Below are 14,332 nucleotides of genomic sequence, written 5' to 3'. Positions count from 1 at the left end.
CAAGTTTTCATGATTGAAATGAAACTTTCTACCTTCAATATCCGTACTATAAGTTGTATGATAAAGATAAGATTTCACTTCAAATAGGAGTCGATATAAATGAGGCAAATTGCAAATTTTTTTATACGCTCATCGGTAGCGACCGTTTCAACAGGGACGGTTTGGCTTGTCAGCTATTTCGCACTTAGCCAGCCTTATCTGCTCGCCAGCGTATATGCCGTAGGTGGAGGAGCAGTCGCTTACTATTCTGTAAAAGGGATAACAAATCAAAAATTTTTAAAACAGAATCAACTTTCTCGCAAAGAATACAAATACATTAAGAAAAATCTACAAGAGGCGAGCAAAAAAATCAGCAGGCTGCGAAAATCGCTCTTACATGTTCGCTCGATCTCATCAATTAAACAAAATCTTGAGATATATCGAGTCGTGAACAAAATTTATACGATTGTCAAAAATGAGCCAAAGCGGTTTTATCTCGTCGAACCATTTTTTTATTCCCATTTAGATTCATTAGTGGAAATTAGTGAAAAATACGCCTTTTTAGCCTCACAGCCGAAGAAAAATGCCGAATTAAGCATTTCATTAAGTGAGACGCGCAGGACTATTTCAAGTTTAGGCGAAACATTAGAAAAGGATTTATATGATGTCCTTGCAAAGGATCTAGATAACCTGCAGTTTGAAATTGATGTTGCCAAGCTTACTATTGATAAAACGAATAATCGAACGTAAGGAGTTATGAGGATGAATCAACACAACGAACTAGATGATTTATTAGCGAATCCTTTTGGGGAAAATGAACTAGTTATTGATAAGGACGAACCAGTAGCTGAAAAGCCGAAGCGATTAATTGATGTACTACCTGAAGAAAATCGTCAAAAGGCGATTGAGCTTGCGGCGCAAATTGATCCGAAAAATCAACAGGCGATCTCACTTTATGGGTCTCAAGCTCAATCAAAGCTATTAAACTTCTCGCACACGATGCTCGACCATGTGCAAAAGAAGGATAGCGGAGAAATCGGCGAAATTATTAGTGATTTAATGAAACGGCTTGAGCAAGTAAGCCCGGATGATTTAAAGCCTGAAAAGAAAAACCTGATTACACGGATGTTTGGAAAAATTTCAAACTCTGTTCAAGAGGTGCTATCACGCTATCAAAAAACGGGAGCACAAATTGACCGAATTAGTGTGAAATTGGATCATTCAAAAAATGAGCTGCTCCGCGATATTAATGTTTTAGAGCAACTCTATGAAAAGAACAAGGAATATTTTCACGCCTTGAATGTCTATATTGCAGCTGGTGAATTAAAGCTCGAGGAATTAGAGAAAAAGCTTATTCCTGAGATGAAAAAGAAGGCCGAACTAACCCAAGACCAAATGGCGTTCCAAGAGGTAAACGACCTTATGCAATTTGCTGACCGTCTTGAAAAACGGACGCATGATTTAGTATTGAGCAGACAAATTACGATTCAAAGTGCACCGCAAATTCGCTTAATCCAAAGCACGAACCAAGCGCTCGTCGAAAAAATTCAATCGTCGATTACAACAGCGATCCCGCTTTGGAAAAACCAAGTCGCCATCGCCCTTACACTTCTTAGACAAAAAAATGCTGTCGAAGCGCAAAAGCTTGTTTCAAAAACAACAAATGATTTATTGCTGAAAAATGCTGAATTGCTTAAAGTGAACACAATTGAAACAGCGAAGGAAAACGAACGAGGTCTCGTCGACATCGATACGCTCAAAAAAGTCCAAGACCACCTTGTCTCAACACTTGAGGAAACCTTGCGAATTCAAGCAGAAGGACGTGCAAAACGCCTTCAGGCTGAACAGGACCTTGCTTCAATGGAAACAGATTTAAAAAATAAGTTAGCAAGACTATAAAAAACGAAGCCCCATCTCGGTTAATATGAGAAGGGGCTTCGTTTTTTTGGATGGGGGACAGTCCCCAATCCTTGCTTATGACACAACTATTTATAACGATTGTTTTTTAATATTGAATGGATGCTTTCAATTTTATAAAAATATGACCTAATTAGACCTAATGGGAAAGTCTAGAGAAAGAATCAGCCTTAACTTCGCTCATCTTGTTCAAGAAATGATTCATCTGGCAATTGTTTAAGCTCTCTTTCAATCTTCCTCTGTGGCGAATGCTCCCTCGGTTCCTCAACAGTAGTGTCTCCATTAAAAGCATATGCACTACCAACCGACAATAAATAAAAAAGAATAAGCAAAAAAATAGCAATCTGTTTCTTCGTCACACCATACACCTCCTAAATCCTTCTAGCACCTATTCTCGTCAAAAAGAAACAAATCTAAACGTGAAAAACTAACACCTCAAACCCGAGGGACAGTCCCCCGCCCCTTATTGGGGACTGTCCCCAATAAGCGATAAATCCCAATATTAATAGGTTTCTAGCTTGTAAGGTGGGCGAAACAATAGAAATTGGGGACAGTCCCCAAAAAAATCATAAACCTTCAAAAATAGATATTGATTGGATCATTTTGGTATGATGAAAGTATGGAAATGAACGGAGAGGGACAGTCCCCAAAACAAGGGTGGTGGGGACTGTCCCCGCCAAACGTCCCTACAAAAGGAGGTCTTTCAAATGAACAAACAAACTATTCTGATTGTTGAAGATGAGGAGAAAATCTTGCGTTTGCTTGAGCTTGAGCTTGGTTATGAAGGGTATGAGATAGGGAAGGCGATGGATGGAGTGGAGGCGCTTGATGCTTATCGTAATGGAAAGTGGGATTTAATTTTACTCGATGTGATGCTACCTGGATTGAGTGGTATTGAATTGCTTCGGCGAATTCGCGCGAATGACTTAGTAACACCAGTTATCCTTTTAACGGCAAAGGGCTCAGTTGAGGATAAAGTATCTGGTCTTGACTTAGGGGCAAACGACTACATCACAAAGCCATTTCAAATCGAGGAGCTGCTCGCAAGAATCCGTGCGGTTTTACGAATGCGCTCCAATCTGCCAACACAAACGGAAGCAGAGACAGGAGAAGCTGATGAGTGGCTTACTATCTCTGATTTAAAACTAAACGAAAAAACCCGTGAGGTTATCAGACAAAATCAAGAAATCGACCTAACACCAAAGGAATACGACCTGCTTCTCTACCTGCTCAAAAACAAGCGTCAAGTGCTAAATCGTGATCAAATACTAGAGGCTGTTTGGGGCTATGACTACTACGGTGATACCAATGTTGTTGATGTGTACATTCGCTATATTCGAAAAAAGCTTGACTATCCATTTGAAGCACCACTTATCCATACCGTTCGTGGCGTTGGGTACGTGCTAAAGGACGCAAAATGAGATTACGAAATAAAATCAACCTATACACAGCAGTCCTTTTTGTATGTTTATTACTCATCATGAACATCTCAATCTATCTTGTTTTTAGCAACCTCATGATAGCGAATGAACGAAACCAAATAAAGGAAGAAACTGAAAAAGTAGCTAAGGATATCAGCCAAGGGATAAAACAAATCAACCCAAACGAGCTGCTTCGTGCCTATGTGCCGATAAACGGAAAGGTTCAAGTCATAGCTGAAAATGAAGCATCTCTTATATCCGGTACATCGATAACAGAAAAACAATTAAGTGAACGAAAAACGGAATACTACCAAGGGGAAACAAGTAAAATCATCACCTTTCAGCAAAAAAAGTATGCCTTCGCATCGATACCAATTATTTGGTCTGACGGAAGCGTTGTAAACCTACAATTAACAAGCAGCATCGCAGATATCGAAGAAATTTTATCAACTCTTCGCATTGTGTTAATTATCGTAACGCTGATTGCGATGATACCTGTTATATTATCAAGTCGAATTTTAAGTAATCTTATTACCCGGCCCATTCAATCGATGATTGCCACGATGAAGGAAATTCAACGAAGCGGTCAATTTAAACGCCTCACACTTAATAAAAAATCTAAGGATGAGCTCTTTGAAATGGGGAGCACATTTAATCATATGATCGATCTATTAAAAACAAATTTTGAGAAGCAGGAGCAATTTGTTGCAAATGCATCACATGAATTAAAAACACCGTTAACGATCATTGAAAGCTATGCTGATCTATTAAAAAGACGTGGGAAGGATCGCCCGGAATTATTTGACGAGTCGGTTGAGGCAATCCATTCTGAAGCAATCCGAATGCGAGAAATGACCGAACAACTCCTGCTTCTTGCAAGACATGACGACCAATGGAAGCTTGAAATGAAGCAAATGAAATTAACTGAAACTGTAACAGAATCGGCAAAGGTCTTTCAAAATGCGTACCAGCGAAAAATCAACATTCAAAGTACGGAAGATATTTTTGCAATAACGGATGAGCAAAAGCTAAAGCAGCTACTCTTTATCTTTTTTGACAATGCAAGGAAATATAGTGAAGACGAAATAACTGTACACATAGGTAAACTTCAGGAAAGTCCTTACATCAAAATAGAGGATAGGGGAATTGGGATACCAAAGAGTGACCTGCCGAAAGTGTTTGACCGATTTTTCCGTGTCGACAAAGCGAGGAGCCGAAAGCAAGGAGGGACAGGCTTAGGACTTTCGATGGCAAAGGAAATTGCCGATGCAATCAATGTTCGGATCGAGCTCGACAGTCTTGAAGGAGTTGGGACAACTGTAACATTGTTTTTCTCAGCAAATTCTCATTTTCCTAAGCTATAATTCAAGCAATAAACGTTTAGAGAGGTGGAAAAATGAAAAAAACGATATGGCTAATCGGCATAGTCCTAGCAGCTATCCTTCTTGTCTATATTGGCTTCCAATGGCTCTCACCGGCTTTTTCAGCAAAAGCATTAACAGAGGAAGAAGCAAAGAACGTAGCTTTAGAAAGATATGCTGGTGAAATCATAAAAACAACTAAGCAAAATGATAAATATCAAATTGAGCTTCAGGCTGAGACAGGGCTATACCAACTAGAAATTGACGCAAATAGTGGTGATATAATCTCAGTTTCTCAGCTACAGAAGCAAGTGAACAAACAAGAACAACGAACAGAGGAGCAACCAAAGCAATTAACTGAAGCCGAGATAAAAGAACGAATTTCCTCTCAAGGGACAGTTAAATCACTGAAGCTAATTGAAGGAGAAAAACCTCATTATGTAGCAGTCATTGATCAAAATAACGAAGAGATTACGTTAGAGCTTGATGCTTACACAGGCGAGACAACGAAAGAAACGCCAAATGCAAAACCTTTGTTGGAAGAAGAGGAAGCAATAGAGATTGCCAAGAAAGAGTTTAAGAAGGAGGGGGAAGTTGAAGACGTAGAATTTTTTCCTTCTGGTGAGCCAACTCCTTATTACCTTGTTGAAATCGAAGGAGAAGATGATGAAAAAACCTATGAAATTGATGCATATACTGGTGCTTTAAGAAATATTTTTGATAGCTCTATAGATGATGACGATGATGACTCTGAATAAAATATTATCGTTTTCTCATCAAATTTTAATCTTTCTCTCTCTTTCCTCTCATCTAAGGTGTTTAAAGTAGTACATGTAAGAGAAAAACAATCTTAGGAGGAAAAGAAATGAAGAAAATTATTGCGATTACATTAGCAGCCGTTGTTGTTCTTGGTGGCGGAGTAGCAATCAATCATAGCTTTGCGGAGGAAAAACAACCAGCTGATGTCATAGGGATTGATAAAGCGAAGGAAGCAGCTCAAAAAAAGGTTGATGGGGTTGTCGAGGATGTCGAGCTTGAAATGGAAAATGGTAAGTCAACTTATGAAGTAGAGGTAGATAAAGATAATAAGGAATATGACATTCATGTTGATGGTACAACAGCAGCTATTTCAAGAGTAGATGAGCGTGACGACAACGACGATGATGATGACTTTGATGACACGAATGCAACAGCTACAAATAAAACGGTGATTACAGAAAAAGAAGCAATTGAAATCGCTAAAACAAAAATTGACGGAGAGCTAATTGAAATTGAATTGGATCATGATGACGGTCGTTATGAATATAACATGGAATTTAGAACAGCAAACGGTGAAGCAGAAATAACAGTAAACGCTGAAACAAAGGAAATCATTGAGCTAGAGCATGATGATGAGTAAGCAAAATCGAAGGGTCAGTCCCCAAGACTGGCCCTTTTCATCTAGATAAAAGCAAAAATCTACGCTATGATAGGTATTGAGATTGGATAATTTTAGTAGGAGGGAATAAAGATGACGAGTACTGTTAAATTTGATTTGCATACCCACCATCATCGTTGTGGTCATGCGATAGGGACAATTGAGGATTATGTAAAGCAAGCGATTGAGTATGGACTACATTATATTGGTATTTCCGATCATTCACCTTATTTTTATAGTGATGAGGATCAGCTCTATCCAACAATTGCGATGGCAAAAAGTGAATTTGTTCCGTATATTGAAGAAGTCCTCCGTCTGAAAGAAGCATACAAAGATAAAATTCATGTTCTTTTAGGTGTGGAAAGTGATTTTTTCCCAAACTATGTAAACATTTACCGTGATCAATACCTCTTACATCCTTTTGATTATATTATTGGGTCTGTTCATTATGTACAAGATATCAATATTTTTAAGAAAGAGCGCTGGGACGGCTTGTCTACAGAACAACAGATAAAAGTGAAAGAGGAATATTACACTCTTATCCAACAGTCGGCAAAAAGTGGTTTGTTTCAAATCCTTGGACATATTGATGCGATGAAAGGCTTTTATCCAGCGTTTTCCGATATCAAAACTGATATTATTGAACAAACATTAAAAATCATTTCTGATTCAGATGTCGCGATTGAAATTAATACTTCAGGAAAAACAAAGGATTGCGGTGGCTGGTATCCTGCTGATGATATTTTAGAACGGGCGCTTTATTACAATGTTAAGGTAACCTTTGGCTCAGATTCCCATAAACCAGAACGAATTTGTGATGATTTCGACCTTGTCAGAAAAAGATTGAAGGAAATTGGTTTTAAAGAATGGGCATATTTTGTTGAGAAAAAAAGGGTGATGACTAGCCTATAATGTTTGATGGACTTTTGACCTATTTCACGATAAACTAGCAGTAAAGATAAAAATTGATTACTTATACATATAAGCAGCTTCAACACGACATCTAGACTTAATTTAAAAATAGCTTTTCCGGACTTGGTAAAGCTATTTTTCTCACGGAGAATGAAAGCGGTTTAAAATGGTGGATGGAGAGTTGAGAATGGAGTATATCTTAATCATACAAGGGATCTTTATCATTGTGTTGCTCGTATTATATTTAAGAGGGGAATACTTGTTAAATAAAAAGGGGGACCAAATATCTCTAATCGATAGTGAGGAAAGCTGGGAACAACGGTTAAATGGAAATAGACGAAAGCACTATCGACTGGGAATAGAGGATGTTATTTGTTCAATTGAAATCATTCATTTTGGAAGCTTAGATAATCAGATGAACAATACGGAATTCGAAGGATATATTGATAATATAAGCGCAGGAGGATTAAAATTTACGACAAAGCAAGACCTACCAGTAAAAGGTAACATCACAATAGAGGTGAAATTTCAAATAAAAGAGAAAAACTATGCAATCCAAGGGAAAATTGTAAGAAGAGAAGAATTATTAGAAAACGAACTTTACGGATACGGAGTCGAATTCAACCACTCCTCTCGCTCACAAATGATAAACCTAACAAACACCCTACTACAACTAGAAATCGAAACCTTGAAAAAAGCCCGCTGACGTGGGGACAGTCCCTACAAAGACAGTATTTCTAAAAAACTAGCTAGGGAAAATCAAAATTTAATAGCTGGTTGGGGACAGTCCCCAACATAATCAGCTCTAGCTATATTTATTTTTCACCTTGCGAAAAAGGAAGCGAATGAAAATAAAGAAAATCGCAATTACGACATAAATGAAGAATATGGCAAAGAATCCCCATAGACCGATGATCGCATCAGCAAACTCCATATTTCCTCTGTTCGTTATCCCTTGTTGGATTTCGATCGCGAATACGAGTACAAACATAAAGGTTAATGTATATAAAAAGGCAATGATCTGGATACCATATGGTAATTTAGACAACCACTTTGACACTACATATACACACGCAAACGTTGTCATCCCAATAAACCCCATAATCCAAAAATGCATGTCCTTATCGGACATTTGCAGCCCTAACACATCATTCAACACAACAATTAATAGATCATGAATATTATTCATAATCTCAACAAAAAAACGAATCCACTCTCCCATATAACCTCTCACTCGCCCCACATATCATTTTTACCTATTATACCACGCAAATAAAAAATGGGGGACAGTCCCCCATCATAGCAATGCGTTAAAACAATAAAGTGGGGACAGTCCCCAAATTACATTCCACTAAAAATCAAAAACATTCCTGCAGCAAAAAGCAAAATAAATAATAATATTAGAAGGATGGCGATAATTAAAATAATCCAGCCTACGACCTTTCGTCCAGTAACAATTAAATAAATACCTAAAACAATTGGTCCGAATAAGAATCCTAAAATTCCCCATAACCAAGGGCTACGATTGAACTTAGGAGCATCAATTGCTAAATAAATTGCAATCACTATGGATACAATAAAACCAAAAGATAATTCCATTATATATCCCTCCCAAATATCCGCTTACCTTATAGGATATGGTTAGAAATTAAAATTATTCATATGGGGACAGTCCCCCAATCAGTTAATGCGTTAAAATCACAAAGTGGGGACAGTCCCCCACAACAGTCCCCCACAACAAAAAAATGCCAGCCCCTACAGGCTGGCATTTCAATTAATTTGCGTTCGCAGTGTTTGCTGGAATTTCTAAATGTTCCTTCAGTTGGTTTGATATTGCTAATCGTTCATCTTCAGGAACTATATAATAGTAGATACCGTCAATTTTTTGTCCGTCACCTTTTACTTCGAATTGTTCTAATTTTTTGCTAGCTTCTTTATAGTTCGCTTGGATATCCCACATTTCATCAAATGTTAGATTTGTTTTTACATTTTCACGAACAACGCCGAACATGTCACCGAATTTTGTGACAGATGAGATGTTAGCACCTTTTTTAATAACAGCCTCGATAATTTGGCGTTGACGATCTTGACGACCGAAGTCACCGCGTGGGTCTTCCTTACGCATTCTTGAATACGCTAAAGCCTTTTTCCCATCCAATTGAATAGTCCCTTTAGTAAAATGATATCCTTCGTATGTGAAGTCTAAATTGTTCTCAACCTCTACTCCACCAACAGCATCAACCGTATCTTTAAAGCTTTCCATATTGATTTTTACAAAATAATCAACAGGTACGTCTAAAAAGTTTTCGACAGTCGCAACAGTCATTTCTGTACCGCCGAATGCGTAGGAATGGTTAATTTTATCTTGCTTCCCTTTTCCGATGATTTCTGTTCTTGTATCACGAGGGATACTGACCATTTGTGTTGATTGAGTATTCGGATTTACCGTCATTAAGATAAGTGTATCAGAACGTCCACGGTCACCTTCACGCTCATCGACACCCATTAGCAGAATCGAAATTGGATCCTTTTCGGTAAACTTCACTTCTTCTGTACGTTTATCTGATTTATCTCTACCAATATCCTCATGGATGCTAGCAACTGTATCGGCAGCTGTTTTGTATAAATAGAATGCATAGCCACCTGTACCTAACACAAGTACCCCAATGATACTAAGTACGATCCATAGCCATTTTTTCTTCTTACGTTTCTTTTCACGCATATATCATTTCATCCTTTTTTAATAAATTTAATGTTTTAGCCTATAAAAGATTATAGTTCTCTCCTACTATTATCACAATCTTTTTTTGTAAAAAAATGTTTCCAATTATGCATATTTAGTTGACAGTTACACACTACTTGAAGGTTACAAGAAGACGCTAAGTAAAATCTAACAAATTTCGCCGCTAATTCAGCCTTTAGGGGAAAACAACCTAGTTATTTAAAGTCTTACATTATTAAGACGTCTAGCACATCGGAAAAGTTACAAAAAAATGAACGAAAGGGGGACAGTCCCCGAAACTCGGCTTTTGTAGAAATTTGTCTAAAAGATTTGCTATCTAATAAGCAAAAATATCACTATAATGTTTCTTACAATATATAGAAATTAATAGGAGGAAAGACGAGCTTGATTAAAAGAATTGTTACTTTATTACTAGTTTTTATGGTGATTTTTACAATGGTAACGCCATTTTCAGCAAATGCTACTGCTGCTTCAAGTGATAGCATACGTCTATTACCAGCACTTAGCAATGAAAAGGGCATCCAGCTTCAATGGGAAACGACTACATCGTCCGAAGTTGAAGAAAGCTTTACATTAATCAAAAATAATGCACAGAGCACAATTTCAAGTGCACAATTAATCTCAGAGAAAACGGACGAAGAGGGTACAATACATAAGGTTTATCAGTTTATTGATGACCAAGTGATACCTGGGGAAACGTATCAATATTCCGTTACACGAAATGGTGAGGAGGAGCTGAAATCTGAAGCAATCTCCGTCACATATACTCAAGCGGAAAAGCTAGAAATAAATGCAACAAACGTGTCAGAAGCTGGATTTGAGTTAAATTGGACTGAAATCCAATTAGCGGACGCTTATCAAGTATTACTTGATGGAAAAGTCATCAAACAAGTTAGTCAGACCACACAATATCAAATGAACAACCTTGAAGATGGGACAAGCTATACAATTAGTGTTCGTGCCATCCAAGGCGAGGAAGTCATTGCAGAAGCAACAAAGCAGGTTGAAACACTAGCGGCAACAACAAAAGCTGTCGAAAAATCAACTGAACAGGCTCAACAAAGTGAAGAGCTAGCTGTAACCTCTACCGAAGCAACAGAAGAAGCAGTTACAATTCCAGACAAAAACTTAAAACGGGAAATAAAATCAGCCCTAAAGCTAAATCGTGATGAGATATATCCATCTGATTTAGAAAAGCTTACTTCACTTGATGTCTCTTACTCAGACATTCATGATTTGACAGGCTTAGAAAAGGCAACGAATTTAACAGAGCTAAATTTAACAGGAAATTCATTGTCTAACTACTCTAGTATTCAAAAACTCACAAGCCTTAAGTCTTTAAATCTATCAGAAACAGATTTTGCTGATTTAACAGCATTATCAAGCCTGAAAAATTTAGAGGTGCTAGATATTAATCTTACAAATGTAACGGATATATCCGCCATTACAAATCATCCAGCATTAAAAGAATTAAATCTTAGTTATCTTGAGCTTCATACACTTTCACCAATTCAACAGCTAAATCAATTAACAACATTGATTGTCTATGGGGAAACGTATGCTCATTTAAACGACCAAATAAATGAATTAAAGAAAACAGGCTTAACAATCTATAGTGATCTAGGGAGTTCTGTTTATTTATATGAAATAAAAGCGACCGAAAATCGTGCAACATTGGAGTGGGAATATGAAGGTGATGAGGATGTTGCGTATTATGAAGTAAAGGTTGCTGAGCAAACGACAAAGGTAGCAGCCGAAGAAAATACGCTAGTCATCGATTCATTAGCTAGCAATACGGAATACCGTGTTGGGCTTTTTGCTTATAACAGCAAGGGCGAGGTTATCGCGAGTACGTTAGAAACGTTTAAAACATTGCCAGCCCCATCAGGTGAGGCCGTTCAATTTAAGGATGAACGACTTGAAAAGGCGATAAAAGCAGAGCTTGGTATTGACCGGGCAATTTACGAAAGCGATATGGAGTCACTAACAGATCTATTATTAGATTATAAAAAAATCAGTGACCTTTCAGGACTAGAAAAGGCAGTAAATCTTGAATATTTGAGTGTTGATGGAAATCCAATTAAGAACTTTGAACCAATTTCCCATTTAACAAATTTAATCAGTCTCTCATTAGGTAATACGGGAATAAGTGATTATTCTATTTTGGAAAATTTGGCTAATTTAGAGTTTTTATCTCTACATGAAAATAATCTTGAAAGTATTGATGTATTGCCAGCGTTAGAAGGTTTAACGTATTTAAATCTTTACATCAATAACTTGAAAAATTTGAAAGGTATTGAAAAATTTCCAGCATTAGTTTCACTTGATGTTGATGATAACCCATTAACATCAATCGCAGGGCTTAACAAGTTAACTGAATTAGAATCAGTTTTATTAAGCAATACATCATTAGATAATATTGATGAGTTATTAAAATTAGCTAATCTTAGCGAAGTTTACCTTTACGGGAATGACTCATTAAACCTTGAGGATGAATCATCTCCAGCACGACAAGTAGTTGAACAGCTAAGAGGTAAAAATGTACAAGTTGAATTTGACAGTTCAGAAGAAGAGCCTGGGGAAGAATGGCTGGATGTATACATTCCAACGGTAACAGAAAACAGAATGGATCTGTTCTGGGATTATTACGGTGAAAGTGAAATCACTAAGTATGAAGTATATGTAAATGATAAGCTTCATTCAACCGTAACTGGTGATGAAATGTATTTGGAAATGGATAAGCTTACACCAAATACAGCATACACGATTGTTGTGAAGGCATATGATGCAAACGGTGAGCTAGTGATTAGCAGTGAGCCAATCACTGAAACAACATGGTCGGAGCCTTCAGGTGAAACAGTTGTCTTTAAAGATGAAAATTTAAAAGAGCTTGTAAAAGAGCAGCTTGGAATTGAACGTGATCCGAGAGTAAGTGATATGGAAAGATTAACTTCATTCTATATTTACGGCTCAGCCATCGAGGATTTAACAGGCTTGCAATATGCAACAAATCTATATGACTTAAATGTGTTTGACCATCAAGACAGTCCATTAGATTTATCAGCAATTCAAGGTTTAAAACAATTACGTTCTATTTTAATAAGTGATGCGCAAATTAAAGATTATTCTGTTTTTGCAAAATTACCTGATCTTGAAGCTCTAAATATAACAAATAGCAATGTAAGTGATCTTTCCTTCTTAAGTGGAATGAAAAACCTAACAGAATTGTCACTTGAAAATAATCAAATAAAGGATATCACTGCTCTTGCAGCACTAACAAACTTAATTTTTGTTAATCTAGCAGACAATAACATTTCAGACCTTTCCCCATTAGAAGGGTCAAAGCATCAGCTAGTCTATTTGGATGTAAGTGGTAATCCGATTGAGAATATTTCAATACTAGCTCAATTTGATCAAATAATCGAATTAATTTTAGATAGAACAAAAATTACTGATATCTCTCCATTAGTAGAGATGGATAGCTTAGGAATGGTATCTCTTTATAATATTTCAACACTTGACTTAACTGAGGGAAGCGCAAATGCTCAAGTGATTAAGAAATTAAAGGAATATCATGTCCATGTTAATACTGAGGTAGATAGCAAGGCTGATATAATCATTGACGATGTAACAGAAACAACTGTTTCGTTCTCATGGGGACAAATGCTACCAAATGGGGTTGGGAAATACAAGGTTTCCTTATATTCCTATGAAAGTGATGAGCCAATTATCGAGGAAGAGATTGATAGCTCGATAAGAAGTCATACGTTTAAAGGACTTGACCCGTTTACAGATTATTACATTACGGTTGATGTGACAGAGGAAGGATATGAGAATACTCTATATGCTGAATTCACAACATTACCTATCGAAGGAACTGTAAAGGACGTCAGCATGTATGTATACAAAACAGTTCAAGCTCCTGAAGCTGGTGCAGCCTTTGACCTTTACGGATTAGATAAAGAAAATGAAGATGTCTATTATTTTGGCGAATCAGATGAACAAGGTCAATTAATCAATTATGCAACAGAGGAGCCAATTGACATTTTTACTCTTCCTATTGGGAACTATGAAATTGTCTTTACTACAGCGGACGATAAAGAATATGTGTTCCAATTTGAAATTACAAGCACTGACGATTATCTTGAGAACCCACTTTTCTTCTTATTAGAGGATGAGGGAGACGAGGATCCTGTAACACCTCCAACTAATGGGGAGAATCCAACAGTCCCAATTCAAGGTGGAGGGGACAAAGACCCGACTCAAGGTGGTAATGACAATGCTCCGACACCAAATAATGATAGTGAAAAACCAACAGCTCCTATCAAAGTAGTTGACAAAAATGGAAAAGATGATAATGCTTTAACACCAATTAAAGCTGGTTCATCAAAAGAAACAAAAAATGAGCTTCCAGAAACAGCTACAATGATGTATAACCTATTACTTATTGGTTTCATTGCTTTATGTTTAGGTGCTGCAGTATTATTTATCCAAAAAAGAAAACAAGTTAAAAATAGTTAAGCGGTAGAAGGGGACCTTTAATGTTCCCTTCTTTTTTGTTTATCCCACAATGCCAATTTTC

At 37.0% G+C, this 14,332-nt stretch carries 13 protein-coding genes; 9 read left to right on the top strand and 4 right to left on the bottom strand.

The window, feature by feature from the left end; genetic code table 11:
- Nucleotides 1-99 precede the first annotated feature (99 nt).
- Nucleotides 100-729 carry a 5-bromo-4-chloroindolyl phosphate hydrolysis family protein gene (locus tag ACTJJ9_RS06335; protein ID WP_145581601.1) on the top strand — a complete coding sequence of 210 codons (630 nt, stop codon included), beginning with the start codon at nt 100-102 and terminating at the stop codon, nt 727-729.
- A gap of 12 nt (nt 730-741) precedes the next feature.
- Nucleotides 742-1,878 carry a toxic anion resistance protein gene (locus tag ACTJJ9_RS06330; RefSeq protein ID WP_145581600.1) on the top strand — a complete coding sequence of 379 codons (1,137 nt, stop codon included), beginning with the start codon at nt 742-744 and terminating at the stop codon, nt 1,876-1,878.
- Between the two features lie 188 nt (nt 1,879-2,066).
- On the opposite strand, the gene ACTJJ9_RS06325 is transcribed toward ACTJJ9_RS06330, so the two are convergent.
- Entirely contained in the window at nt 2,067-2,255 is a 189-nt protein-coding gene (locus ACTJJ9_RS06325; protein ID WP_095299713.1) for a hypothetical protein, read from the bottom strand.
- A gap of 348 nt (nt 2,256-2,603) precedes the next feature.
- Here ACTJJ9_RS06325 and ACTJJ9_RS06320 point away from each other — a divergent pair, with 348 nt between their 5' ends.
- From ACTJJ9_RS06320 to ACTJJ9_RS06295, 6 genes are all read left to right on the top strand, one after another.
- A complete protein-coding gene (locus ACTJJ9_RS06320) occupies nt 2,604-3,317 on the top strand; it encodes a response regulator transcription factor (RefSeq protein ID WP_145581599.1) in 714 nt (237 codons plus the stop codon).
- Nucleotides 3,314-4,681: a sensor histidine kinase gene (locus ACTJJ9_RS06315; protein WP_145581598.1), complete on the top strand. Its 1,368-nt coding sequence runs from the start codon at nt 3,314-3,316 to the stop codon at nt 4,679-4,681. The genes ACTJJ9_RS06320 and ACTJJ9_RS06315 overlap by 4 nt, the downstream gene beginning before the upstream one ends.
- A 32-nt stretch (nt 4,682-4,713) precedes the next feature.
- The gene (locus ACTJJ9_RS06310; protein ID WP_145581597.1) at nt 4,714-5,436 is read left to right on the top strand and encodes a PepSY domain-containing protein; all 723 of its coding nucleotides are present in this window, start codon (nt 4,714-4,716) and stop codon (nt 5,434-5,436) included.
- Nucleotides 5,437-5,543: 107 nt separating this feature from the next.
- Nucleotides 5,544-6,077 carry a PepSY domain-containing protein gene (locus ACTJJ9_RS06305; RefSeq protein WP_145581596.1) on the top strand — a complete coding sequence of 178 codons (534 nt, stop codon included), beginning with the start codon at nt 5,544-5,546 and terminating at the stop codon, nt 6,075-6,077.
- A gap of 111 nt (nt 6,078-6,188) precedes the next feature.
- Nucleotides 6,189-7,007, top strand: a complete 819-nt coding sequence (locus ACTJJ9_RS06300; protein ID WP_145581595.1) for a histidinol-phosphatase — start codon at nt 6,189-6,191, stop codon at nt 7,005-7,007.
- 187 nt (nt 7,008-7,194) lie between these two features.
- A complete protein-coding gene (locus ACTJJ9_RS06295; RefSeq protein WP_186324179.1) occupies nt 7,195-7,713 on the top strand; it encodes a PilZ domain-containing protein in 519 nt (172 codons plus the stop codon).
- Between the two features lie 99 nt (nt 7,714-7,812).
- Here the strand turns inward: ACTJJ9_RS06295 and ACTJJ9_RS06290 are convergent, their stop codons facing one another.
- From ACTJJ9_RS06290 to tagU, 3 genes are all read right to left on the bottom strand, one after another.
- Nucleotides 7,813-8,229: a hypothetical protein gene (locus ACTJJ9_RS06290; RefSeq protein WP_145581593.1), complete on the bottom strand. Its 417-nt coding sequence runs from the start codon at nt 8,227-8,229 to the stop codon at nt 7,813-7,815.
- A 119-nt stretch (nt 8,230-8,348) separates the two neighbouring features.
- Nucleotides 8,349-8,606, bottom strand: a complete 258-nt coding sequence (locus ACTJJ9_RS06285; protein WP_095299721.1) for a hypothetical protein — start codon at nt 8,604-8,606, stop codon at nt 8,349-8,351.
- 175 nt (nt 8,607-8,781) lie between these two features.
- The gene (gene tagU, locus ACTJJ9_RS06280; RefSeq protein WP_145581592.1) at nt 8,782-9,729 is read right to left on the bottom strand and encodes a polyisoprenyl-teichoic acid--peptidoglycan teichoic acid transferase TagU; all 948 of its coding nucleotides are present in this window, start codon (nt 9,727-9,729) and stop codon (nt 8,782-8,784) included.
- 405 nt (nt 9,730-10,134) lie between these two features.
- Between tagU and ACTJJ9_RS06275 the strand changes: the two genes are divergently transcribed.
- The gene (locus ACTJJ9_RS06275; protein WP_145581591.1) at nt 10,135-14,271 is read left to right on the top strand and encodes a leucine-rich repeat domain-containing protein; all 4,137 of its coding nucleotides are present in this window, start codon (nt 10,135-10,137) and stop codon (nt 14,269-14,271) included.
- The last annotated feature ends 61 nt before the right edge of the window (nt 14,272-14,332 follow it).

Origin of the sequence: Metabacillus sp. 22489, assembly GCF_052044855.1 — a bacterium.
GTDB classification, from domain to species: domain Bacteria; phylum Bacillota; class Bacilli; order Bacillales; family Bacillaceae; genus Metabacillus; species Metabacillus niabensis.
The sequence above is the reverse complement of the archived record's forward strand: the minus strand, read 5'-3'. Positions and strand labels throughout refer to the sequence as shown.

What these genes read in the sequence shown, in the direction of transcription:
- ACTJJ9_RS06335 (WP_145581601.1), top strand. Translation starts at nt 100, where the DNA reads ATGAGGCAAATTGCAAATTTTTTTATACGCTCATCGGTAGCGACCGTT.
- ACTJJ9_RS06330 (WP_145581600.1), top strand. Translation starts at nt 742, where the DNA reads ATGAATCAACACAACGAACTAGATGATTTATTAGCGAATCCTTTTGGG.
- ACTJJ9_RS06320 (WP_145581599.1), top strand. Translation starts at nt 2,604, where the DNA reads ATGAACAAACAAACTATTCTGATTGTTGAAGATGAGGAGAAAATCTTG.
- ACTJJ9_RS06315 (WP_145581598.1), top strand. Translation starts at nt 3,314, where the DNA reads ATGAGATTACGAAATAAAATCAACCTATACACAGCAGTCCTTTTTGTA.
- ACTJJ9_RS06310 (WP_145581597.1), top strand. Translation starts at nt 4,714, where the DNA reads ATGAAAAAAACGATATGGCTAATCGGCATAGTCCTAGCAGCTATCCTT.
- ACTJJ9_RS06305 (WP_145581596.1), top strand. Translation starts at nt 5,544, where the DNA reads ATGAAGAAAATTATTGCGATTACATTAGCAGCCGTTGTTGTTCTTGGT.
- ACTJJ9_RS06300 (WP_145581595.1), top strand. Translation starts at nt 6,189, where the DNA reads ATGACGAGTACTGTTAAATTTGATTTGCATACCCACCATCATCGTTGT.
- ACTJJ9_RS06295 (WP_186324179.1), top strand. Translation starts at nt 7,195, where the DNA reads ATGGAGTATATCTTAATCATACAAGGGATCTTTATCATTGTGTTGCTC.
- ACTJJ9_RS06290 (WP_145581593.1), bottom strand. Translation starts at nt 8,229, where the DNA reads ATGGGAGAGTGGATTCGTTTTTTTGTTGAGATTATGAATAATATTCAT.
- ACTJJ9_RS06285 (WP_095299721.1), bottom strand. Translation starts at nt 8,606, where the DNA reads ATGGAATTATCTTTTGGTTTTATTGTATCCATAGTGATTGCAATTTAT.
- tagU (WP_145581592.1), bottom strand. Translation starts at nt 9,729, where the DNA reads ATGCGTGAAAAGAAACGTAAGAAGAAAAAATGGCTATGGATCGTACTT.